This is a genomic window from Massilia glaciei (assembly GCF_003011895.2).
Taxonomy (GTDB): Bacteria; Pseudomonadota; Gammaproteobacteria; order Burkholderiales; family Burkholderiaceae_D; genus Telluria_A; species Telluria_A glaciei.
In genome coordinates this window covers 1-19603 of record NZ_PXWF02000281.1, presented here as the reverse complement: position 1 = coordinate 19603, position 19603 = coordinate 1, and the positions used below count along the sequence as shown (strand labels likewise).

Genomic DNA, 19603 nt, shown 5'->3' with positions numbered 1-19603 from the left:
CGGAAAACGAAAGCGCCGATGATGCCACGCGCCCTCCCCACGCGCCAGCCATTTTTAATTCAGCTTGAGGCCGGGCTGCAGCGCAGCCGGTACTGCGCCGGCGTCATCGAGGTGTGGGCCTTGAACTGGCGGCTGAAGGCGCTGTGGTCGGTGTAGCCGCACTCGTAGGCGATGTCGGCGATGCGCGCCTGCGGGCGCGCCTCGATCAGCGCCATCGCCGCCGACAGCCGCGACTGCAGCAGGAGCTGGCGCGGCGAGTGCTGGAACACGCGCTGGAACAGCCTTTCGACGCGCGACAGCGACAACCCGGCCTGGTCCGCCAGCGCCTGGATGCACACGTTCTCGCGGTAGCGCTCCTGGATGTGCAGCACGATGGCGGCGATCTTGCCGTATTCGGGATGCAGCGCGTCGGGCAGGCCGAGGTCTTGCGAGGTGCCCATCAGGCCGACGACCTGGCCGGAGGCGTCGCGCAGCGCGGTCTTGTTGGTCAGGCACCAGCCGCGCGCGCGCCCCGGATACAAGTGCAGCTCGAGGTGATTTTGGACCGGCACGCCGCCGTCGATGACCTGGCGGTCCTGCGCCATGTAGGTCTCGGCGAGCGGGCGCGGGAAGACGTCGAGCGCGACCTTGCCGAGCAAGTCGGCCTTGCTGCGCATGCCGCAGCGGCGCACCATCGTGTGGTTGATGTTGAGGTAGCGGCCGTCGCGGTCCTTGATGAAGAACGCGACGTCGCCAAGCGCGTCGAACAGGGTTTCGACCGCGCCCGGATCGACTCCCCCGACCGTGCTGGCAAACGTATCCATTGGCAGACTCCTTTTCCAGCATTATAGCGGCGCCGCGACTATGCCGTTTTCGGCCCCGGCGGACTGCGGTAAGGCCAAGAAAACGCCTCCCCGCGGGCGTACCATGGGCACTTCGAAGGACAATCCCAGGGGACCAACATGTGGCAAGGCGTGATTCCGGCAGTGACCAGCAAATTTAACGAAGACGACTCCCTCGATTTTGCCGAAATGCGGCGCTGTTTCGCGCTCCAGATCGACGCCGGCGTCGACGGCCTGATCGCCTGCGGCTCGCTGGGCGAGGGACCGATGCTGTCGCACGAGGAACGCATCGGCGTGCTGCGCACCTGCATCGAGGTCGCTGGCGCCAGGCCAAGCCTGCTGACCGTGGCCGAGGCATCGACCCGCGACGCCTGCGCCCTGGCCGAAAAAGCGGCGCGCGCAGGCGCCGCCGGCCTGATGGTGGTGCCAAGCACGATCTACCACAGCGACCACCGCGAAACCGTGGCCGCCCTGCGCGCCATCGCCGCGGCGGGCGACCTGCCGATCATGATCTACTCGAACCGCCTCGCCTACCGGGTCGACGTCACCGTCGAAATGATGGAGGAGCTGGCCGACGACCCACGCTTTGTCGCGGTCAAGGAGTCGTCCGACGACATCCGCCGCAGCACCGAGATCATCAACCGCCTCGGCCGGCGCTACGACCTGTTCACCGGGGTCGACAACCTCGCCTTCGAGGCGTTGGCGGTGGGCGCGATCGGCTGGGTCGCCGGGCTGTGCCTGGCGTTCCCGCACGAGACCGTGGCGATCTACCGGCTCGTCAAGCTTGGCCGCCACGCCGAGGCGCTGTCGATCTACCGCTGGTTCCGGCCACTGCTCGACCTCGACGTGTCGACCTACCTGGTGCAAAACATCAAGCTGGCCGAGGCGCTGGCGATCCATTCGAACGAGCGGGTGCGCGCGCCGCGCATGCCGCTGGCCGGCGAGCGCCGCGCCAGGGCCGAGCAAACCATCCTGCAGGCGATGGCGACGCGGCCCGAACTGCCACGCCTGGTGTGAGCGCGGCGCCAGACGTGATCGTCATCGGCGCCGGCATCGTCGGCGCGGCCTGCGCGCGCGCGCTGCAGGCGGCCGGCATGTCGGTGGCCATCGTCGACGCGTCCGAGCCCGGCGCCGGCGCCACCGGCGCGGGTATGGGACACCTGGTCGCGCTTGACGAGACCGCCGACGAACTCGATCTCTGCCTGCTCTCGCTAGGGCTGTGGCGCGATTTTTTCGCCGAGCATCCAAACGTGGGCGAGCCGCACCACTGCGGCACCCTGTGGGTGGCCGAGGACGAACGGCAGCTGGCGCATGCGCACGCGCGCGCCGAACGGCTCACCGGCCGCGGGTGGGACGCCGTGGCCGTCAACCCCGCCAAGCTGGCGCAGATCGAACCGGCGCTGCGGCGCGGCCTGTGTGGCGGCGTGCACGTGCGCGCCGACAGCGTCGTCTATCCGCCGACCGTGGCGCGCGCGCTGGTCGACCAGGTGGTCGAGCGCGGCGGCGTGTTTCACACCCGGCGGCGGGTTGCGGCAATCGAGGCCGGATCGGTGCTGCTGCACGACGGCGCGCGCCTGCGCGCGCGGCATGTCGTGCTCGCCGCCGGCGCCGCCGCCGCCGCCCTGCTGCCCGGGCTGCCGGTGTTCCCGCGCAAGGGGCACCTGGCGGTCAGCGACCGCTATCCGGGCACGCTGTCGCACCAGGTGGTGAGCATGGGCTACGGCCAGAGCGCCGCCGGCGCCGACGCGCTCGCGGTTGCGGCCAACGTCCAGCCGCGTCCGACCGGGCAATGGCTGATCGGCTCCTGCCGCCAGGACGGGGTGCACGACAGCGCGGTCGATCCCGCGGTGCTGGCCAAGGTGCTGCAATCGGCGATCGCCCTGCTGCCCTGCTTGGGCCGGATGCGCATCATCCGGGCCTGGACCGGCATGCGCCCGGCGACGCCGGATGGCCGCCCGCTCATAGGCCCGCACCCGAGCCGCCCGGGCCTGTGGCTCGCGGCCGGGCACGAGGGACTTGGCGTCACGACCGCCTTCGGCACGGCGCACCTGCTGGCCGCCCAAATGACCGGCAGGGCGAGCGCGATCGCCCCCTCCCCCTACGCGCCATCGCGTTTCGCGGCGATGCACGGAGGGCGCGATGGACAGTGAATGCGGCGTCGTCGTCGACGGCGTCCCGGTGCGGGTGCCTGCCGGAGCGAGCGTGGTGGCCGCCCTCGTCATCGCACAACAATTTCGCACGCGCCTTTCGGTGACGGGCGAGACGCGCTTCGCCCTGTGCGGTATGGGCCACTGCCAGGAGTGCCGCGTGACCATCGACGCCCGCGCACACCAGTTGGCGTGCCAGGCGCTCTGCCACGAGGGCATGGTCATCGAAACCGGCGCGCCAACATGAACATCCTGATTTTGGGAGCGGGGCCGGCCGGCCTGATGGCGGCCAAGGCGGCGCTGGGTAACGGGGCCAACGTCACGCTGGTCGAAGAGAACCATGGCGTCGGCGGCCAGATCTGGCGCGGCGAGTCAAAGCTGATCGACCATCCGAAACTGGCGTTCATTGGCGGGGCGCGCGTGGTGTCGCGCAAGGGCGAGCGGTCCCTGTTGTTGGAAACTGCCGGTGGCGGGCGCACGCTGGCTTGGGAACGGCTCATCGTTTGCGCCGGCGCGCGCGAGCTGCTGCTGCCGTTCCCCGGCTGGACCCTGCCCGGCGTGACCGGCGCGGGCGGACTTCAGGCCTTGGTGAAAGGCGGCATGCCGGTGGCGGGCCGGCGCGTGGTCGTGGCCGGAAGCGGCCCCCTTCTGCTCGCCGTCGCCGCCAGCGTGCAGGCGGCGGGCGCCAAGGTCGCGGCGATCGTCGAGCACCGCGGCACCCGCGAACTGGCCCGCTTCGCCGGGGCGCTCGCCCTGCGCCATGGCGCCAAGCTGGGACAAGCCGCCACGCTGGCCTGGCGCCTGCGTGGCGTGCCCTATCTGCGCGGCGCCACGCTGGTCGGGGCCACCGGAGATACCCGTCTGCGCAGTGTCACGCTGCGGCGCGGCACCGGCGACGTCAGTATTGATTGCGATTTTCTGGCGGCCGGCTTCGGCTTGGTGCCCAACACCGAGCTTGGCGCCTTGCTGGGCTGCGCAATCGATGGCGGACGGCGCATCGTCGTCGACGGCAACCAGCGCACCTCGGTGGACGATGTCTGGGCCGCCGGCGAATGCACAGGCATCGGTGGCGTCGACAAGTCGATGGCCGAGGGTCGCATCGCCGGGTTGTGTGCGAGCGGCGCTGCGCCAGGCGCAACCGAGACCGGCGCCCGCAGCCGGGCGCACGACTTTGGCGAGCTGCTGGCCCGCTCATTCGCGCCCACAAACGCGTTGCGCGCGATGTGCCAGCCCACGACCATTGTGTGCCGCTGCGAAGATGTGACTGCGGCGCGTCTCACACAACACGCCGACTGGCGCAACGCGAAACTGCAAACGCGCGCCGGCATGGGTCCGTGCCAGGGACGGGTGTGCGGCAGCGCCTGCGAATTCCTGTACGGCTGGCAGGCGCCGGCCGCACAATGTCCGATTTTTCCAGCAAGCGCCGCCACGCTGGCCGGCGCGGCCCCCTATGCGGACATCAGCGCGAACGGGTCGTCGATGCTGAGCGCCGGCTCGGTGAACCATTTTGGACCGGACTCGGTCATGTAAAAATGGTCCTCGTGGCGGACGCCGAATTCGCCGGGAATGCAGATCATCGGCTCGTTCGAGAAGCACATGCCGACCTGCAGCGCGGTCTTGTTGCCACCGACCAGATACGGCCATTCGTGGATATCCATGCCGATGCCATGGCCGGTGCGGTGCGGCAGGCCGGGCAGCTTGTAGCCGCCGTCGAAACCGCTCGCCTCGAGCGAGCGCCGCGCCGCGCGGTCGACCTCCTCGCACGCCACGCCCAGTTGCGCCGCCGCGAACGCGGCCAGCTGCGCTGTTTTCTCGGCGTTCCACACGCTGCGCTGGCGCGGCGTCGGCGTGCCGAACACATAGGTGCGGGTGATGTCGGAGATATAGTCGTTGACCTTGCAACCGGTGTCGATCAGGACCACGTCGCCATCCTTGAGCGTCTGCACATAGCTCACGCCATGCGGATAGGCGGTCGCCTCGCCGAACAGCACGATGCAGAAATAGGAACCGCTGGCGCCGACCTTGCGGTGCGCGCGCGCGATGAATTCCTCGACCTCGACGGTCGTGATCCCCTCGCGCAGGATGCTGGCCGCGGCGACATGGACGGCGAGCGTCATGTCCTTGGCGCGCTGCATGAGGGCGATTTCGGCCGCCGACTTGGTGGTGCGGCAGAACGCGGTGACCTTGCTGGCGTTTTCGAGCGCGTAGCCGTCGGCGAGCTGGCTGATGCCATCGCCGATGAAAAAGGCGGCGCTTTCGTCGATGCCGACGCGCGGCGCCTGGGCGGGGTTGGGCGCTATGCCCATGCGCGCCAACACATCGATGAACAACTGGTAGGGGCTCTCGTGCTCCTCCCAGCAATTGACTTCGCCCTTGACCAGCATGAATCCCCGCAGCGTGCATTCCTCGAAGCGGGGCGCGATGTATTCGAGCGCGCCGGAGGCGGGCAGGATGGCGCCGACCATCCGTTCGCTGGCATACCACTTGGTGCCGGTGAAGTAGGTCAGGTTGGTGCCCGCGTTGAGGTAAACCGCCGCGATGCCCTGCTCGCGCATGAAGCACTGGGCCTTGGCGATGCGCACAAGGTGCTCGCCGGTGTCGATCGGAACCGCGCCGCCGGTCATGTCGGACAGGGTGCCTAGGGCCTGTTCGATGGTCTTGCCGCCAATAGTCATGTCATCACCTTTATTAAATCAAAAAAAATGCCCCGCAGCGGTGGAAGCCAAATGCCGATAAAATAGCCAGCAAAAATAGCCTTCAGCACCCTCGCCTTCAGCCCCAACTTCAAGGATAGTCCCAATAATGACGCCGACGCCAGACCTGCAGTTCAAATCGATCAACTACACCGGACTGGCGAGCGGCCCGCGCCTGATCATCACCGGCGCCGTGCACGGCAACGAGACCTGCGGCACCAAGGCGATCCGTCGGATTATGGACGAAATCGACAGCGGCAAACTGCATATCGCGGCCGGCAGCGTGACCTTTGTACCGGTCACCAATCCGCTCGCCTACTTCAAAGAGCAGCGCTCGGGCGACCGCAACCTCAATCGCAACCTGTTCCCCAACGCCGAGCCGCAAGACTTCGAAGACCAGATCGCCAACTGGCTCTGCCCCCTGCTCGCCAGCCACGACGTGCTGCTCGACCTGCACTCGTTCAACGCCGAGAGCGAGCCGTTCGTGATGGTCGGCCCGCAAAACAACGAAGGCACGCTGCAGCCGTTCAAGCACGCCGAAAAAGAGCGCGCCCTCGCGCGCCGCCTTGGCGTGCGCCGCTTCGTCGACGGCTGGCTGGCCACCTACGGCCAGGGCGTCCAGCGCCGCATCGGGAGCGGCGACGCCGCCACGCTCGAGCTGACCATGCGCTACGGCATGGGCACCACCGAATTCATGCGCAGCGCGGGCGGCTACGCGCTCACGCTCGAATGCGGCCAGCACAAAGACCCTGCCGCGCCTGCCGTTGCCTACCGCGCCATCATGAACACGCTCGCCTTCCTCAAGGTGATCGACGCGCCCGAACCCGAAGCCATCGCGCTCGACCAGATGGAGGCGCTGTCGATGGTCGTGGTGCACGACAAAACCGCCGCCGGCGACCACTTCAGCCGCACCTGGTCCAGTTTCGACCCGGTCGCCAAGGGCGAGCAAATCGGCACGCGCGCCGACGGCACCCCGGTCACGGCCGAATTCGACGCGCGCATCCTGTTCCCGGATGTGAACGCGGCCCCGAACCACGAATGGTATTACCTGACCCGCACCAACACGCAATTCGACAAATACAGCGCGTGAGTCCGGCCCGCGTTCAGCGCGCGGCGATGCCCCAGGCGAAGGGATCGTCCTCGTCGACGATCAACCGGGCCTGGGCGTTGACCCAGGCCTTGCCGCGGATCGACGGCATCAGCTGCCCGTCCCGATAGCGGAACGAGGCCTCGAACACGCTGCCGATGATGCTCTCCTGGCGCCACAGCGCGTGCTCGGCGAGCTTGCCGTCGGCGGCCAGACAGGCCAGCTTGGCGCTGGTGCCGGTGCCGCAGGGCGAACGGTCGTAGGCCTTGCCGGGACAAAGCACGAAGTTCCGGCTGTCGGCGCCGGTGGGCGAAGGCGCGAACAGCTCGATATGGTCGATCGGGGCGCCGTCGTCGCCGGTAACGCCGGCCAGCGCCAGCGCATGGCCCACCGCGACCGCGAAGGCGGTCAGCGCCTCGATGTTGTCGGCGTCTAGCGCCAGCATGTGCCCTTCGACCAGAAAGAACCAGTTGCCGCCCCAGGCCACATCACCGGTCACCGCGCCATGCCCTTCGACCTGCAGCAGCACGTTTTTCCGGGAGCGGAAGGCGGCCACGTTGTTGACGGTGACGCTGCCGTCGGCATGCAGCTCGGCCTCGACGACGCCGACGGGGGTGTCGACGCGGTGCCTGCCGGGACCGATGCGACCGAGGAAAGCGAGAGAGGCGACGAGACCGATCATGCCGTGCCCACACATGCCGAGATAGCCCACATTATTAAAAAAGATCACGCCGGCGACGCAGTCGGGGGCATGCGGCGAGCACAAGAGCGCGCCGACGAGCACGTCGGAGCCGCGCGGCTCGCACACGACGGCGGTGCGCAGGTGGTCGAACTGTCCGCGAAACAGCGCGAGGCGCTGCGCGAGGGGTCCGTCGCCGAGTTCGGGGCCGCCGTCGACAACAAGCCGGGTCGGCTCGCCGCCGGTGTGTGAGTCGATGATAGCGATGGTTTTCATACGAGCAGAGTAGCGTTGGCACAAGGGATTGTCTTGCCAAAAACGGCACTCGGGCGAGCCGAAACTGGCATAACCCGCTGCGCTGGAGCAAGCACGACGCGCAAATATTTCACAACCGGGGTCAGACCCCAGTTACGAAATTTCCCGTGAAATGGGCCTTGCGCCGCCAAGCCAAAGGGCTACCGCGTGACTTTTGCTTACATGCTTTATAACCGGGGTCTGACCCCGGTTTAGGAATTGATTGCCGATAGCACAACGCTGCGTTCGCCAAAGATTGATTGAATCAATGACTTTAGGCGGGCGTGAGCAGCTTGAGGCCGACGATCCCCGCGATGATCAGCGCGATGCAGCCCAGCCGCATCGCGCCGGCCGGCTCGCCCAGGATCACCATGCCGAATATCGCCGTGCCCACCGTGCCGATGCCGGTCCAGACCGCGTAGGCGGTGCCGAGCGGCAGCTGGCGCAGCGCCAGGCCGAGCAGCGCGATGCTGCCCGCCATCGCCGCCAAGGTCAGCACCGATGGCGTCAGCCGCGTGAACCCATGCGTGTACTTAAGGCCGACCGCCCAGGCGATTTCGAACAGTCCGGCCATGAAAAGGATAAACCAAGTCATATAACCCTCCAAGGTGGCAAGGTCGTCCAAGCCCTGCCCCGTCGGTGGCGGGGTCGTCCCCGCCGGAGCGAAAAATGCGCCACAAGTATAGCAGCGCCCCACTTCCACCGCCCGGCCCGCCACTCCCCCCCCCATATTTTCAATCCCTCAATGTTGAGGGTATTGACGTTTTGTCCGGCGTGAAATGATCCACCTCCCGACAACAAATGTTGATCAATAGAGCGCATCCAAACCGTCCAAAAATTCATCCAAGGAGAACGATCTATGAGTGCACCAAAGCTTGTTTTGACCATCGAACCGTCCGAATCCGGCGCCGTCGTCTATCTGCCCTTGTCGCCCAAAGTGGCCGGCGGCGAAGCGTCCGGGCACCTGGCACTGAAAATCACCGTCAAGAATAACGAGCCGCAGCCGGTCACCCTCAAAAACCTCATCATCGCCTCGATCGGTACGCCCACCCTCGCCGCCGTGACCATCCCAATCATGGCAGGCGCCAACAGGCTCCGGATCGCCGCCAACGCAACGGCTTCATGGTTCTTCCAACCCGACAACAACATCTCGCTGCCGATGCCCGCCCCCGGCCAGATCAAATTGAGCCTGAGCGCCGACGGCTTCCCGGACCCGGTCGTGCTCATCATGCCGCTCAAGCCGCACCGGAGCCCGGTCGCCGGCGGCAGCTACGACTTTCCGGCCAAGGCCCACGATTTCCGCGTCGGCGAGTACTGGTCCGGCCGCGGCGAGTCGCACGCGGCCGCCGGCGACGGCAGCCAGTTGTTCGCCTATGACATGGGGGTGATCGCCTTCGACCCTGCCAGCAAGGGCTGGAACGACAAGCTCGCCGGCAAGGACGGCAGTCAGAACAACCATTACCGCATCTGGGGCAAGCCGATCTACGCGATGGCCGACGGCACCGTCATCGGCTTCAAGAATGACATGCCGAACAACACCAAGATGGGCACGCAAGCGCCCACCCCTAGCCCGGTCGAGGGCAACCACTTCTGGCTCCAGCACGGCGACGAGGCCGTCGTCTACGCCCATCTGCAGCCGAACTCGCTCAACTCGAAATTCACCAAGCTCGGCGCGGCCATCAAGCGCGGCGACTTCCTGGGCCTGGCCGGCAACTCGGGCAACTCGACGGCGCCGCATCTGCACATCCATGCGATCGAGGCGACCAAGCCCTGGGCCGGCCCGCTGCGCCCGCTCCCGTTCCGCAACACCTACATGATCGACCGCACCGCGCTGACCCCGCCCGACGCGGCCGTAAAATGGGTCAAGGCCGAGGACCAGGGTTTTTCCGAGATGCCGATGGCGATCTGGCCGGCGACGACCGCGCCAGCGTGGTATCCGCCGGGCTGGGGCGAGGTGACCCGCAACGGCATTCCCGAGGCCAACTACCAGGCCGAATTCGACCGCGCCACCAGTTCGGGCTACCGTCCGGTCTGGATCGACGGCTACGAGGTCAACGGCAGGGTCTATTTCAACGCGATCTTCCATCCAAACGATGGCAACGCCTGGGCCGCGCGGCACGGCATGACCGGCGCCCAATACCAGGCCGAATTCGACAGCCGCACGGGCCAGGGCTTCCATCTGTACCAGATTGAAAGTTACCTAAGCGGCAACGAGGTGCGTTACGCGAGCATCTTCGTCAAATCCGCCGCGAGCGCCCGGACCGCCTACCATGGCCTGACCCGCGAGCAGCACCAGCAAAAATTCGACACCCTCACCGCCGCCGGCTGGCGTCCGATCAACCTTAGCGTGGTCTCGCCCAACAACAAGCTCAGTTACGCCGGTCTGTACGAAAAGCGGGACGTGGGCGCCTTCTTCGCGAAGAGCTTCCTGAGCTCGATCGAGTACCAGGCCCAGTTCACGACCAACACGGGCGCCGGACGCAAGCTGATGTATTTGAACGCGTACACCCATGCGGGCGCGCCGCACTTCACCGCGATCTGGCAGGAAAAGGCGCCGTCGGTGCTGGCGCGCCACGGTCAGAACGCGGCGCAGTTCCAGGAGGAATTCAACAAACAGCTTTCAAGCGGCAGCATGACGCGCCTGCTGACCGGTTACGAGGACAACGACGGCCACCGTTTCGGGGCGGCCTGGGCTTAAGCAGCAGGACGGCTGGCGTCGCAAGCCGCGGCGCCGCCGTCCTCAGGCGATCGCCGCTTCGCCCGCCACCTTGCGGCCCACGCGCATGAGACGATGGATGTGCTCGATCATCACCGATTCGGGATACGGCTTTCCGAGCAGTACGTCCACGCCCGCCTCTGCCGCCTTTTCCTCGTAGCTTTCGGCGCCGGTGATCATGATGATCGGAATGTGCGCGGTCAAGGGGCTCTCGCGCAGCTGCCTTGTCAGTTCGAAGCCGTCCAGGCCGGGCATTTCGACGTCGGTGATGATGATGTCGGGAAGCCTTGCTGCGATTTGCTTGGCCGCGTCGAGGCCATCCTCGGCGAGCAGCACCTGGAATTGATTGTTGAGCAGTAAGCGGTTGGTCTTGATGCGCACCACCTTGGAGTCGTCGGCGAGCAGCACGACGGTGTCGGCAGCCGATTTTGGCTCGGCTTGCTTGCTCGGCGCGATGGCGACTGCGGACGCGGCGGCCAGCGCGGCGGCCTCGAGGGCGGCGGCCGCGATTTTTTCGGCTGCGGCGAGCGCGGCCGCCTCCTCGGCGATGCGCGCCGCTTCACGCCGGGCGGCATCGGCTTCGGCAATGCGCGCCGCTGCAAGGCGGGCGGCATCGGCTTCGGCAACGCGCGCCGCTTCAATGAGGGCGGCATCAACTTCGGCGATGCGCGCCGCCTCAAGGCGCGCGGCATGGGCTTCGGCGATGCGCGCGGCCTTGGCCAGCGCGGCACTCTCGGCCGCCATGAGCATGGCTTCGACCCGGGCAGCATCCTCGGCCGCCTGGCGCTCCGCTTCCAGGCGCGCGGCCAGTTCGGCCTCGACGCGTGCCGCCTCGACGCGCGCGCTGGCCTGTGCCGCAAGGCGCGCGATCTCGACCTGCGCAGCCGCCTCGGCGGCAATCTGTTCGGCCTCGACCCGCAGCGCTTCTTCAAAAGCGATCCGCTCCGCTTTCAGACGCACCGCTTCGGCCAGCGCGCTGCGGCGGGCTGTTTCTTCGGCCGCGGCGAGCGCGGCTTCGACACGGGCGGCCTCCTCCGCCGCAAGGCGCTGCGCAAGGAAAAAAGCGTTCTTGGCGGCGACGCGTTCCGCCTCCAGCCGTTCTGCGTCCTCGGCGGCCAGGCGCCGCGCCTCGGCAAGCTCCCGCTCGCCCCGTTGGGCGATCACGGCTGCGGCGCGCTCGGCCTGCAATTGCTCGACCACCCGTCGCGCTGCTTCCTCGGCGGCCGAACGGTTGGCCTCAAGCCGCACCGCCTCTTTCAACGCGGCATCTGCCAGGGCGCGGGCGCTCGCCTCATCCCGCCCCGCGAGCCCCACTGCTTCGGCGGCCTCGGCGGCCTCGGCGGCCTCGGCGGCGATTCGAAGGGCGACCAGTTGCGCGGCCGCCGCATCGGCCATTTCCGCCTCGATCCGTTCGGTCTCCGCGCGCGCGGCCTCGACCAGGTATTCCGCCTTGATGCGCGCGATCTCGTCGGCCGCCAGCCTGGCCGCGTCACGGCTGCGGGCGAGCGCCGCAGAACGGCGCATCAGGAGGAATGCCGTCACTGCGATGGCAACGATTAGTAGCGCAGTCAAGATTAGTTCTGGTTTCAGCACGGCTCTACCCTCCATCGGGGATTAATTCGTTTCCGAATCTTACACCGCGCGGAGCAACTTTAGTTTCTTTTATGTAATATTTAAATCAACGCTGACAAGATTTGTGCGGTTTGCACGCTGGACGTCGACAAAAAGCATCAGTTCGGGAAAAAACTGGTCGAAGCCGGCCGCGATCGAGGTGGTGTTGTCGCGCAAATCGCCAAGGCCGTCGCGCAGCAGATGGCCGTTCCGGCTCAGCCTTTGCGAAATGCGGCGCACCGCCAGCTCCACGCCCGACAATTCCTGGTACGAGCCGAGCCAGTCTTGCTCGATCATCATGTGCATGATGCCACGCAGCCTTTCCGGCAACATCGCCTCGTGCGCGGCCAGCGCCCGGTAAAAGCGGCCGATGAACTGCTGCTGGGGAACGGCGCTGTAGCTGGCCCAGCGCCGCGTCAGCAAATGGTCGTAGAACACGTCGACGATGATGCCGGCAAAGCGCCTGTGCGGCGCGGCGAAGGTGTTGACCGCCGCCTTGACGATCGGATGGTTGTCGGTAAAGGTGTCGATCTGCCGGTGCAGCATGATCTCCTGCGCGACCTCGGGCGGATAAAGCGCGCTCACGTCGGCCTTGGCAAAGTCGCCCAACAAGGCGCCGACCATGGCGGCGTCGCTCTGGCGGGCCAGGAAAACATGGGCTAGATAATTCATCTGGTCATTCTAACCGAGCCGACGCAAGCGAGCTTTTCAAACATATCGTAGAATAGCGATTCTTGAATCCAATCTTAACGATATTTGCTTCGCGAAGCCGCGATATACGTCCTATCACCACCATGCACATCGACGCGATCCACAAGGCCCTGGCCAACCCGGTGCGCCGCCAGATACTCAACTGGCTGCGCGAGCCGCAAACGCATTTCGCGCAGCAGGACCACCCGCTCGACATCGGTGTGTGTGCCGGCCTGATCAACTCACGCGTGGGCCTGTCGCAATCGACCGTCTCGGCCCACCTTGCGGTCCTGCAGGCGGCCGGGCTGGTCACATCGCGCCGCGTGGGGCAATGGATTTTCTTCAAACGCAACGAGGGGACCATCAAGGCCTTCCTCGACCATATGAACAACGCACTTTAGGAGCACCGCATGCCCAGCCTATTCGATCCGATCACCATCGGCGACCTCGAACTGCCCAACCGCGTCATCATGGCGCCGCTCACGCGCGCCCGCGCCATCGGCGGCGCCCGCGTGCCCAACGCCCTCATGGCCGAGTACTACGTGCAGCGCGCCTCGGCCGGCCTGATTTTATCGGAGGCGACCGCGGTCACGCCACAGGGCGTCGGTTACGCCGACACGCCGGGCATCTGGTCCGACGAGCAGGTCGCCGGCTGGTCCGGGGTGACGAAGGCGGTGCACCAGGCCGGCGGCCGGATCTTTTTGCAGCTGTGGCACGTGGGCCGCATATCGGACCCGGTGTTTTTGGACGGCGCGGCGCCGGTCGCCCCGAGCGCGATCGCGGCCCGCGGCCATGTGAGCCTGGTGCGCCCGATGCGCGACTACCCCACCCCGCGCGCGCTCGACACGGCCGAACTGGCCGGCGTGGTCGCGGCCTTCCGCAAGGGCGCCGAGAACGCCAAGCTGGCCGGTTTCGACGGCGTCGAGATACATGGCGCGAACGGCTACCTGCTCGACCAATTCCTGCAGGACGGCAGCAACACGCGCGAGGACAGCTACGGCGGCTCGATCGAAAACCGCGCGCGCCTGATGCTCGAGGTGACCGACGCCTGCATCGAGGTCTGGGGCGCCGGCCGCGTCGGCATGCACCTGGCGCCGCGGCGCGACGCGCACGACATGGGCGACTCCGACCCGCTGGCCACCTTCGGCCACGTCGCGCGCGAACTCAAAAAGCGCGGCATCGCGTTCATCTGCGCGCGCGAAGGGCTGGGCGACGACCGCCTCGGCCCGCAGCTCAAACAGGCGTTCGGCGGGGTCTACATCGCCAACGAGAAGATGACCGCCGAGACGGCCGGCCAACTGCTGGCCGGCGGCGAGGCCGACGCGGTCGCGTTCGGCCAATGGTTCATCGCCAATCCGGACCTGCCGCGCCGCCTGCAAACGGGCGCCGCGCTCAATCCGGTGCGCGCCGACCGCTTCTACGGCGCGACCGCCGAGGGCTACACCGACTACCCGGCGCTGTCGGCGTAGACACCCCGCCTCAGCCGGCCTTGAGGCTGGCGAGGTAGAGGGCGTACTGGTCGTACGTCCCGCAAAAGCCGTCCCGCATCGAGGGATGGCCGGCCAAAAACGCCTCGCGTTCGAGTTCGCTCGCGCCGATCGGGACCGAGCTCATGGTCATCGTGGTCTTGCCGCCCTGCTCCGTCAAGACGGTGGTGTTGAGCACCCCGAGCGGCCACACCGGACTCATAGGATTGGGAATCGAATTGCCCTGCGGGTCGGCGAAGCCGTTGACCCAGACCAGGCGCTCGGGCGAGATTTCGTGGTAGACGAACTTGCCCCACATCTCGATTCCGGGGGCGAAGCGCATGCAGTAATGAAACACCCCGCCCGGCTTGAGCGCGTGTTTGGCGACCTCGATCTGGCAGCCCTTCGGGCCCCACCAGCGCGCCAGGTGCGCCGTCTCGGTCATGGTGCGGAAGACCAGCTCGCGCGGGGCGTCGAACACCCGCGCAATCACAAAATCAACATTCGATGCGTCATCAGCCATGGCAAGCTCCCTGGTCGACGAAGTCGCCCAGTATATTAGAAGCGCCAGCGCAGCGAAGTCGTCACACTGCTCTCGCGTTGATGTGGCGCATCGCCGAGCAGGGCCCGCGCGGGCCGCGTGCTGTCCACGGCAAGCGCCTCGGCCACCAGGGTCAGTTTTGGCGTGAGGGGGCGCGCATAGGCGAGCGCCACCGCGCCGCCGTGCTCGCCGTTGGGGTCCTCGGGAACCACGTCGTCCTCGCGCAACTTGAAGCGGTCGTAGCGCAGCGACACCTTGCCGGCGCCGACCGGGTGGCTGGCCAGCAAAAACCAGGCGCGGAAATCGACGCCGGCGCCCGGCGCGCCCATCCAGGTTTGGCCATCCATCGCCTGGAACAGCACTTCCCATCCCTTGGCCCGCACGCGTGCGCTGACGTGCTCGAAGCGCACACGCCAGCTGTACTGGCCTTCTTTGATGATGGTGGGGTTGGCGCGGTTGTCGTATTTGGTGGCGGCCAGCTCGAGCCAGCCGCCGTAGCCGTATTGGGCGCCGAGCTGGAAGCCGATCCGGTCGTCGATTTCCTTGAACACGCGGATCGAGCGCCATTGCTTCTTGAGCCTGCCATCGGGGCGGTACACGGGCAGGTCGGCCATGAGCAGCGGCTCGCTCAAGCCCGTGATGCGGTCGCTGATGCTCCAGCCGCGCCAGGCCAGCAGGGAGCCGGCCGCGTCGTTGCCATCGAACACGCTCGCGCTGAAACCGACATCGTGCGGTTGGCCGAGCATGCGCCCGCGCCGCACCGTGCTCACTTCGAGGCCGCGGGTGCGCAGTTCCTCACCGATCCAGCTGTTGATGGCCGAGGTCGAGATGGTGCGGGTCGGGGTCCAGCCGATGCCGTTGTTTTCGAGGCTCATCGGCGAGAAGAACGCGCCGGCCCTGACGCTGGTTTTCCATGGGCCCGACGGCAGCGGCGACCAGCGCAGCCACGCTTCGGTCACGTCGACGATGCCGTTGCGGTCGTCCTCGGCGCTCAATACGAGGGTGGCGCTGACGGTGTCGGCCAGCTCGGCCTGCCCGCGTAGCATGGCCTGGCCGAGGCGAAGGCCGTCGTTGGAACCGTCATAGCGCAGTTTGCCAAGGCCTTCGCGGGTCCAGCTCTGGTCCGCGTGCGCATACACGGCGCGCATGTCAACCACGCCGCTCCAATCGATGGCGAACGCCGGCAGACAAAGGGATGCCAGCGAGGCGCCGATAGCAGCATGCATGGCCGCGCGATTTATAGTGTCCATAAGACATTATGGCTGAAAGCGGCGGGCCTTGGAACTGTAACAGGGACCGATTAGATTTCTAGGGAACCTCCGCAAGGAGAGCCGAACCATTGTCTCGCTCCGCCCCCGTGGGCGAGGCATGCCTCGCCGCACTCACCTGGACGAATATCTACTTCACACCCTCACGCGCTTCTTCCTTGCGCGCGGCATCGCAACGCTCGCTATACCGGTCAACCAGATAGTCGCTGCGCTCGCGCACCAGCAGCGTGAACTTGAACAGCTCCTCCATCACATCGACCAGCCGCTCGTAGTAAGGCGACGGCTTCATGCGGCCCTCCTCGTCGAACTGTTCATACGCCTTGGGCACCGACGATTGATTCGGAATCGTCACCATCCGCATCCAGCGCCCCAGCAAACGCAGGGTGTTGACCGTATTGAACGACTGCGAGCCACCCGACACCTGCATCACAGCCAGCGTGCGCCCCTGGGTCGGACGGGTCGATCCCACCTCGAGCGGAATCCAGTCGATCTGGTTCTTCATGACCGAGGAGATGGCGCCGTGGCGCTCCGGGCTGCACCACACCTGCCCCTCGGACCAGAACGCCAGCGCGCGCAGTTCGGCCACCTTCGGATGGGTGTTGGGCACGCTGTCGGTCATCGGCAGATCGTGCGGATCAAAAATGCGCACCTCGGCCCCCATGCGCGTGAGGATGCGCGCCGCCTCCTGCGTCAGGAAGCGGCTGAACGAGCGTTCGCGCAGCGAGCCATACAACAGCAGGATGCGCGGCGGATGGTCGTAGCGCTCGGCCGGCTCGAGTTGCGCGGCGGTGGGTACGGCAAACTGCGCCTCGCGCAGGTTCGGCAGGGTATCGCTCATTTGAGCCGCTTGCCGTCGGCGTCGACCACGGCCTCGCCGTCCTCCTTGGTGAACGCGCCCTTCTGCGGCGCCGGCAGGATGTCGAGCACCAGCTCCGACGGCCGGCACAGGCGCACGCCGAGCGGCGTGACCACGAACGGCCGGTTGATCAGTATCGGGTGCGCCAGCATGGCGTCGAGCAGCGCTTCGTCGCCCACACCGGGCGCGTCCAGGCGCAGCTCTTCGAACAAGGCCTCCTTGCTGCGCATCGCCTCGCGCACCGTCAGGCCGGCCTTGGCGATCATGCCGCTCAGCGCCGCGCGTGTAGGCGGCTGCTCGAGGTAGGCGACAACGGTCGGCTCCACACCCGTGTTGCGGATCATCTCGAGCGTGTTGCGCGAGGTGCCGCAGCGGTTGTTATGGTAAATCGTGATGTCCATGTCGCTTTCTTAGTCGGTGGATGTCGTTGAAAAGTCGCCCGGCGAGACCGTGCCGGCCACGCTCGCCTCCTTGTGGGCGGCCGGATACAGCCAGCAAAACAGCAGCGTCGCGCAGGCGGCGCCCAGCAGTTGGGCGGCGATGAATCCGGGCGCGTCCTGCGGCCGGATGCCGGCGAAGGTGTTGCTGGCGGCGCGCGCGAGCGTGACGGCCGGATTGGCGAACGAGGTCGAGGCGGTGAACCAGTAGGCGGCCGTGATGTACGCGGCCACCGCGAACGGCGTCAGCCCGGGGCGGCTGCGCGAGCAGCCGATGATCACGCCGAGCAAACCGAAGGTGGCCACGAACTCGCTCCACCATTGCGACGGCCCGCTGCGCACATGCTCGGAGGCGAAAAAGAGCGGCAGGTCGAACATCAGGTGCGCGGCGGCGGCCCCGGCGAAGGCGCCGGCCACCTGGGCGCCGATATACGGCGCCACCTCCGACACCGGCATGTTCTTTTGCCAGGCCTCCGACAGCGTCACCGCCGGATTGAAGTGCGCGCCCGAGATCGTGCCAAACATGAGGATCAGCGCGACCAGCCCGGCGCCGGTGGCGATGGTGTTGGCCAGCAGCGCGATGGCGACGTTGCCGCCGGCCAGATTCTGGGCCATGACGCCCGAGCCGATCACCACGGCCAGCAGCATCGCCGTGCCCAGGCCCTCGGCCACCAGGCGGCGCGCGCGCGTCATGGCGACACCGTGTCGGTAGCCACCATGTCGGCGGCCGGCGCCGCGCACGCCGCCGGGCCGCAGGGCGCGCCGCCGCAGCAGTTCTCGCTCAAGAAACCGAGCAAGGCATTCATGGTCTCGAAATTGGCGCTGTAGATAATGAACCTGCCCTCGTGTTTTTGGATGACCAGGTTGGCGTGCGCCAGGTGTTTAAGGTGGAACGACAGCGACGACGGCGCGATCCCGAGTTGCTCCGCGATGCCGGTGGCGGGCATGCCGCCGGGGCCGGCCTGGACCAGCAGCCGGAACACGGCCAGCCGCGATTCCTGTGCGACCGCGGCGAGCGCGGCCAATGCGTTCTTTGTTTCCATGGTGTGGCTGAGAGCCTGTCGATTCAATTATTCCATAATACTAGAAGCGTCGAATCGATGCCAGCAACTTTGCTTTTCTTTCGCCGGGGCGCGCTATAGAATGCGTACGCATTGAATTCCACACGGCAATTATGTGTGTCGCGGAATAAAAAAACGGCAAGAACGAGACCCGCGCACGCGGGCGCGATGGAGACCATATGGACGAGTATTTACTGGACACGGCGACCCTGGCCACCTTCGGCCAGCGCAGCGCGCTGCGCGTGCTGCGGCTGTTCGGCTGGCGCGTGCGGTTCAAGCCGCTGCCGGGGCCGCGCGGCGTGGCGGTGGTCTACCCGCACACGTCCAACTGGGATTTTTTCCTCGGCTTGTTCGGCAAATGGGCGATCGGCGTCCCCTTCCGCTGGCTCGGCAAGGAGGCGCTGTTCAAGGGCTGGTTCGGCAAGCTGTTCGGACCCATGCTGCGCTCGTGGGGCGGCGTGCCGGTCGAACGCGCCTCGTCGACGGGCGCAACGCGGCGCCTCGCCAACACCATGCTGGCGGCCGACTGGTTCTGGCTCGCGCTCGCGCCCGAGGGCACGCGCAGCTACCGCGACACCTGGCGCAGCGGCTTTTACCATCTCACCGTCATGGCCAAGGTGCCGCTGCGGATCGTCTATTTCGATTATCCAAACAAGGAGATCGGCGTGATCGACACGCTCACGCTTAGCGGCGAGCCGGCGCGCGACATGGCCGCAATCGCCGCCGCCTACCATGGCCACCTCGGGCTGCACCCCGAACTGGCCGCGCCGATAGCGCTCGCGCCGCCACGGCGGGAGCCTCGGCGCGAGGATCCCGCGTCCGTTTGACAGGCGCGCACGGCCCAACGATACTGATGTCTGATGTCTGATGTCTGCTGTCTGAGAGGCTGAGTTGTTCAACATGGTTCGTCAATACGCTTAAAGGAAACGCTGTGGCAGACGTCAATCCGGTCCCGATGGCTTGGGACGAAGCGAGCCGGCTCGATGCGCTGCAGGCGCTTCGGCTGCTCGACACGCCGCCCGAATGGCGCTTCGACCGCCTCACCAAAATGGTGAGCGAAACACTGCACGCACCGATCGTGCTGGTCAGCCTGGTCGACAAAAACCGCCAATGGTTCAAGTCGCGCCAGGGATTGGACGCCATCGAGACCCCCCGCAACATCTCTTTTTGCACCCACGCGATCCTGCCGGACGATATCTTCGTGGTCGAAGACCAGCAGTTCTCAATTCAAAAGCG

The 19603-nt window shown here is 66.7% G+C and carries 21 protein-coding genes and 1 pseudogene; 10 read left to right on the top strand and 12 right to left on the bottom strand.

The window, feature by feature from the left end; genetic code table 11:
- Positions 1–59: 59 nt before the first annotated feature.
- Positions 60–803, bottom strand: coding sequence for an AraC family transcriptional regulator (locus C7C56_RS21145; RefSeq protein ID WP_106759334.1), 744 nt, complete (start codon positions 801–803; stop codon positions 60–62).
- Between the two features lie 138 nt (positions 804–941).
- Here C7C56_RS21145 and C7C56_RS21140 point away from each other — a divergent pair, with 138 nt between their 5' ends.
- The 4 genes from C7C56_RS21140 to C7C56_RS21125 are packed head-to-tail and all read left to right on the top strand — an operon-like array spanning position 942 to position 4498.
- Complete coding sequence (locus C7C56_RS21140) at positions 942–1838, top strand: dihydrodipicolinate synthase family protein (RefSeq protein WP_106759333.1); 897 nt, start codon at positions 942–944, stop codon at positions 1836–1838.
- Complete coding sequence (locus tag C7C56_RS21135) at positions 1835–2971, top strand: NAD(P)/FAD-dependent oxidoreductase (RefSeq protein ID WP_106759332.1); 1137 nt, start codon at positions 1835–1837, stop codon at positions 2969–2971. Before C7C56_RS21140 ends, C7C56_RS21135 begins: the two co-directional genes overlap by 4 nt.
- Entirely contained in the window at positions 2961–3215 is a 255-nt protein-coding gene (locus C7C56_RS21130; RefSeq protein ID WP_106759331.1) for a 2Fe-2S iron-sulfur cluster-binding protein, read from the top strand. Before C7C56_RS21135 ends, C7C56_RS21130 begins: the two co-directional genes overlap by 11 nt.
- Complete coding sequence (locus C7C56_RS21125; protein ID WP_106759330.1) at positions 3212–4498, top strand: FAD-dependent oxidoreductase; 1287 nt, start codon at positions 3212–3214, stop codon at positions 4496–4498. The genes C7C56_RS21130 and C7C56_RS21125 overlap by 4 nt, the downstream gene beginning before the upstream one ends.
- Here C7C56_RS21125 and C7C56_RS21120 read toward each other — a convergent pair.
- On the bottom strand, positions 4417–5643 hold the full coding sequence (locus C7C56_RS21120; protein ID WP_106759329.1) for a M24 family metallopeptidase: 1227 nt from the start codon (positions 5641–5643) through the stop codon (positions 4417–4419). The genes C7C56_RS21125 and C7C56_RS21120 overlap by 82 nt on opposite strands.
- Before the next feature lie 127 nt (positions 5644–5770).
- Between C7C56_RS21120 and C7C56_RS21115 the strand changes: the two genes are divergently transcribed.
- Positions 5771–6751, top strand: coding sequence for a M14 family metallopeptidase (locus C7C56_RS21115; protein ID WP_106759328.1), 981 nt, complete (start codon positions 5771–5773; stop codon positions 6749–6751).
- A 13-nt stretch (positions 6752–6764) separates the two neighbouring features.
- Here C7C56_RS21115 and C7C56_RS21110 read toward each other — a convergent pair whose 3' ends face one another.
- A complete protein-coding gene (locus C7C56_RS21110) occupies positions 6765–7703 on the bottom strand; it encodes a 4-hydroxyproline epimerase (protein ID WP_106759327.1) in 939 nt (312 codons plus the stop codon).
- 292 nt (positions 7704–7995) lie between these two features.
- Positions 7996–8316, bottom strand: a complete 321-nt coding sequence (gene sugE, locus C7C56_RS21105) for a quaternary ammonium compound efflux SMR transporter SugE (protein ID WP_106759326.1) — start codon at positions 8314–8316, stop codon at positions 7996–7998.
- Between the two features lie 264 nt (positions 8317–8580).
- On the opposite strand from sugE, the gene C7C56_RS21100 reads away from it, so the two are divergent.
- A complete protein-coding gene (locus C7C56_RS21100) occupies positions 8581–10419 on the top strand; it encodes a peptidoglycan DD-metalloendopeptidase family protein (RefSeq protein ID WP_106759325.1) in 1839 nt (612 codons plus the stop codon).
- A 42-nt stretch (positions 10420–10461) separates the two neighbouring features.
- Here C7C56_RS21100 and C7C56_RS21095 read toward each other — a convergent pair whose 3' ends face one another.
- Both C7C56_RS21095 and C7C56_RS21090 read right to left on the bottom strand, forming a co-directional pair.
- A complete protein-coding gene (locus C7C56_RS21095) occupies positions 10462–12030 on the bottom strand; it encodes a response regulator (RefSeq protein WP_146204586.1) in 1569 nt (522 codons plus the stop codon).
- 69 nt (positions 12031–12099) lie between these two features.
- Positions 12100–12720: an acyl carrier protein phosphodiesterase gene (locus C7C56_RS21090; RefSeq protein WP_106759323.1), complete on the bottom strand. Its 621-nt coding sequence runs from the start codon at positions 12718–12720 to the stop codon at positions 12100–12102.
- 122 nt (positions 12721–12842) lie between these two features.
- On the opposite strand from C7C56_RS21090, the gene C7C56_RS21085 reads away from it, so the two are divergent.
- A complete protein-coding gene (locus C7C56_RS21085) occupies positions 12843–13139 on the top strand; it encodes an ArsR/SmtB family transcription factor (RefSeq protein WP_106759322.1) in 297 nt (98 codons plus the stop codon).
- 9 nt (positions 13140–13148) lie between these two features.
- Positions 13149–14207 carry an alkene reductase gene (locus C7C56_RS21080; protein WP_106759321.1) on the top strand — a complete coding sequence of 353 codons (1059 nt, stop codon included), beginning with the start codon at positions 13149–13151 and terminating at the stop codon, positions 14205–14207.
- A gap of 10 nt (positions 14208–14217) precedes the next feature.
- On the opposite strand, the gene C7C56_RS21075 is transcribed toward C7C56_RS21080, so the two are convergent.
- The 6 genes from C7C56_RS21075 to C7C56_RS21050 all read right to left on the bottom strand — a co-directional run bounded on the left by C7C56_RS21075 (position 14218) and on the right by C7C56_RS21050 (position 18349).
- Complete coding sequence (locus C7C56_RS21075; protein ID WP_106759320.1) at positions 14218–14727, bottom strand: SRPBCC domain-containing protein; 510 nt, start codon at positions 14725–14727, stop codon at positions 14218–14220.
- A 35-nt stretch (positions 14728–14762) separates the two neighbouring features.
- Complete coding sequence (locus tag C7C56_RS21070; protein WP_146204585.1) at positions 14763–15971, bottom strand: hypothetical protein; 1209 nt, start codon at positions 15969–15971, stop codon at positions 14763–14765.
- Between the two features lie 172 nt (positions 15972–16143).
- On the bottom strand, positions 16144–16851 hold the full coding sequence (arsH, locus tag C7C56_RS21065) for an arsenical resistance protein ArsH (protein WP_106759318.1): 708 nt from the start codon (positions 16849–16851) through the stop codon (positions 16144–16146).
- A complete protein-coding gene (arsC, locus tag C7C56_RS21060) occupies positions 16848–17270 on the bottom strand; it encodes an arsenate reductase (glutaredoxin) (protein ID WP_106759317.1) in 423 nt (140 codons plus the stop codon). Before arsC ends, arsH begins: the two co-directional genes overlap by 4 nt.
- Positions 17271–17279: 9 nt before the next feature.
- Positions 17280–17999 (bottom strand): aquaporin, encoded by a 720-nt coding sequence (locus tag C7C56_RS21055; RefSeq protein ID WP_106759316.1) that lies wholly within the window; start codon positions 17997–17999, stop codon positions 17280–17282.
- Positions 17996–18349 carry an ArsR/SmtB family transcription factor gene (locus C7C56_RS21050; RefSeq protein WP_106759315.1) on the bottom strand — a complete coding sequence of 118 codons (354 nt, stop codon included), beginning with the start codon at positions 18347–18349 and terminating at the stop codon, positions 17996–17998. The genes C7C56_RS21055 and C7C56_RS21050 overlap by 4 nt, the downstream gene beginning before the upstream one ends.
- 197 nt (positions 18350–18546) lie before the next feature.
- Between C7C56_RS21050 and C7C56_RS21045 the strand changes: the two genes are divergently transcribed.
- The gene (locus C7C56_RS21045; RefSeq protein ID WP_106759314.1) at positions 18547–19194 is read left to right on the top strand and encodes a 1-acyl-sn-glycerol-3-phosphate acyltransferase; all 648 of its coding nucleotides are present in this window, start codon (positions 18547–18549) and stop codon (positions 19192–19194) included.
- A gap of 104 nt (positions 19195–19298) precedes the next feature.
- Positions 19299–19603, top strand: a pseudogene (locus C7C56_RS21040) (GGDEF domain-containing protein); the annotation flags it as partial.

Coding starts and splice junctions, on each gene's coding strand:
- C7C56_RS21145 (WP_106759334.1), bottom strand. CDS start 803: ATGGATACGTTTGCCAGCACGGTCGGGGGAGTCGATCCGGGCGCGGTC.
- C7C56_RS21140 (WP_106759333.1), top strand. CDS start 942: ATGTGGCAAGGCGTGATTCCGGCAGTGACCAGCAAATTTAACGAAGAC.
- C7C56_RS21130 (WP_106759331.1), top strand. CDS start 2,961: ATGGACAGTGAATGCGGCGTCGTCGTCGACGGCGTCCCGGTGCGGGTG.
- C7C56_RS21125 (WP_106759330.1), top strand. CDS start 3,212: ATGAACATCCTGATTTTGGGAGCGGGGCCGGCCGGCCTGATGGCGGCC.
- C7C56_RS21120 (WP_106759329.1), bottom strand. CDS start 5,643: ATGACTATTGGCGGCAAGACCATCGAACAGGCCCTAGGCACCCTGTCC.
- C7C56_RS21115 (WP_106759328.1), top strand. CDS start 5,771: ATGACGCCGACGCCAGACCTGCAGTTCAAATCGATCAACTACACCGGA.
- C7C56_RS21110 (WP_106759327.1), bottom strand. CDS start 7,703: ATGAAAACCATCGCTATCATCGACTCACACACCGGCGGCGAGCCGACC.
- sugE (WP_106759326.1), bottom strand. CDS start 8,316: ATGACTTGGTTTATCCTTTTCATGGCCGGACTGTTCGAAATCGCCTGG.
- C7C56_RS21100 (WP_106759325.1), top strand. CDS start 8,581: ATGAGTGCACCAAAGCTTGTTTTGACCATCGAACCGTCCGAATCCGGC.
- C7C56_RS21090 (WP_106759323.1), bottom strand. CDS start 12,720: ATGAATTATCTAGCCCATGTTTTCCTGGCCCGCCAGAGCGACGCCGCC.
- C7C56_RS21085 (WP_106759322.1), top strand. CDS start 12,843: ATGCACATCGACGCGATCCACAAGGCCCTGGCCAACCCGGTGCGCCGC.
- C7C56_RS21080 (WP_106759321.1), top strand. CDS start 13,149: ATGCCCAGCCTATTCGATCCGATCACCATCGGCGACCTCGAACTGCCC.
- C7C56_RS21075 (WP_106759320.1), bottom strand. CDS start 14,727: ATGGCTGATGACGCATCGAATGTTGATTTTGTGATTGCGCGGGTGTTC.
- C7C56_RS21070 (WP_146204585.1), bottom strand. CDS start 15,971: ATGCATGCTGCTATCGGCGCCTCGCTGGCATCCCTTTGTCTGCCGGCG.
- arsH (WP_106759318.1), bottom strand. CDS start 16,851: ATGAGCGATACCCTGCCGAACCTGCGCGAGGCGCAGTTTGCCGTACCC.
- arsC (WP_106759317.1), bottom strand. CDS start 17,270: ATGGACATCACGATTTACCATAACAACCGCTGCGGCACCTCGCGCAAC.
- C7C56_RS21055 (WP_106759316.1), bottom strand. CDS start 17,999: ATGACGCGCGCGCGCCGCCTGGTGGCCGAGGGCCTGGGCACGGCGATG.
- C7C56_RS21050 (WP_106759315.1), bottom strand. CDS start 18,349: ATGGAAACAAAGAACGCATTGGCCGCGCTCGCCGCGGTCGCACAGGAA.
- C7C56_RS21045 (WP_106759314.1), top strand. CDS start 18,547: ATGGACGAGTATTTACTGGACACGGCGACCCTGGCCACCTTCGGCCAG.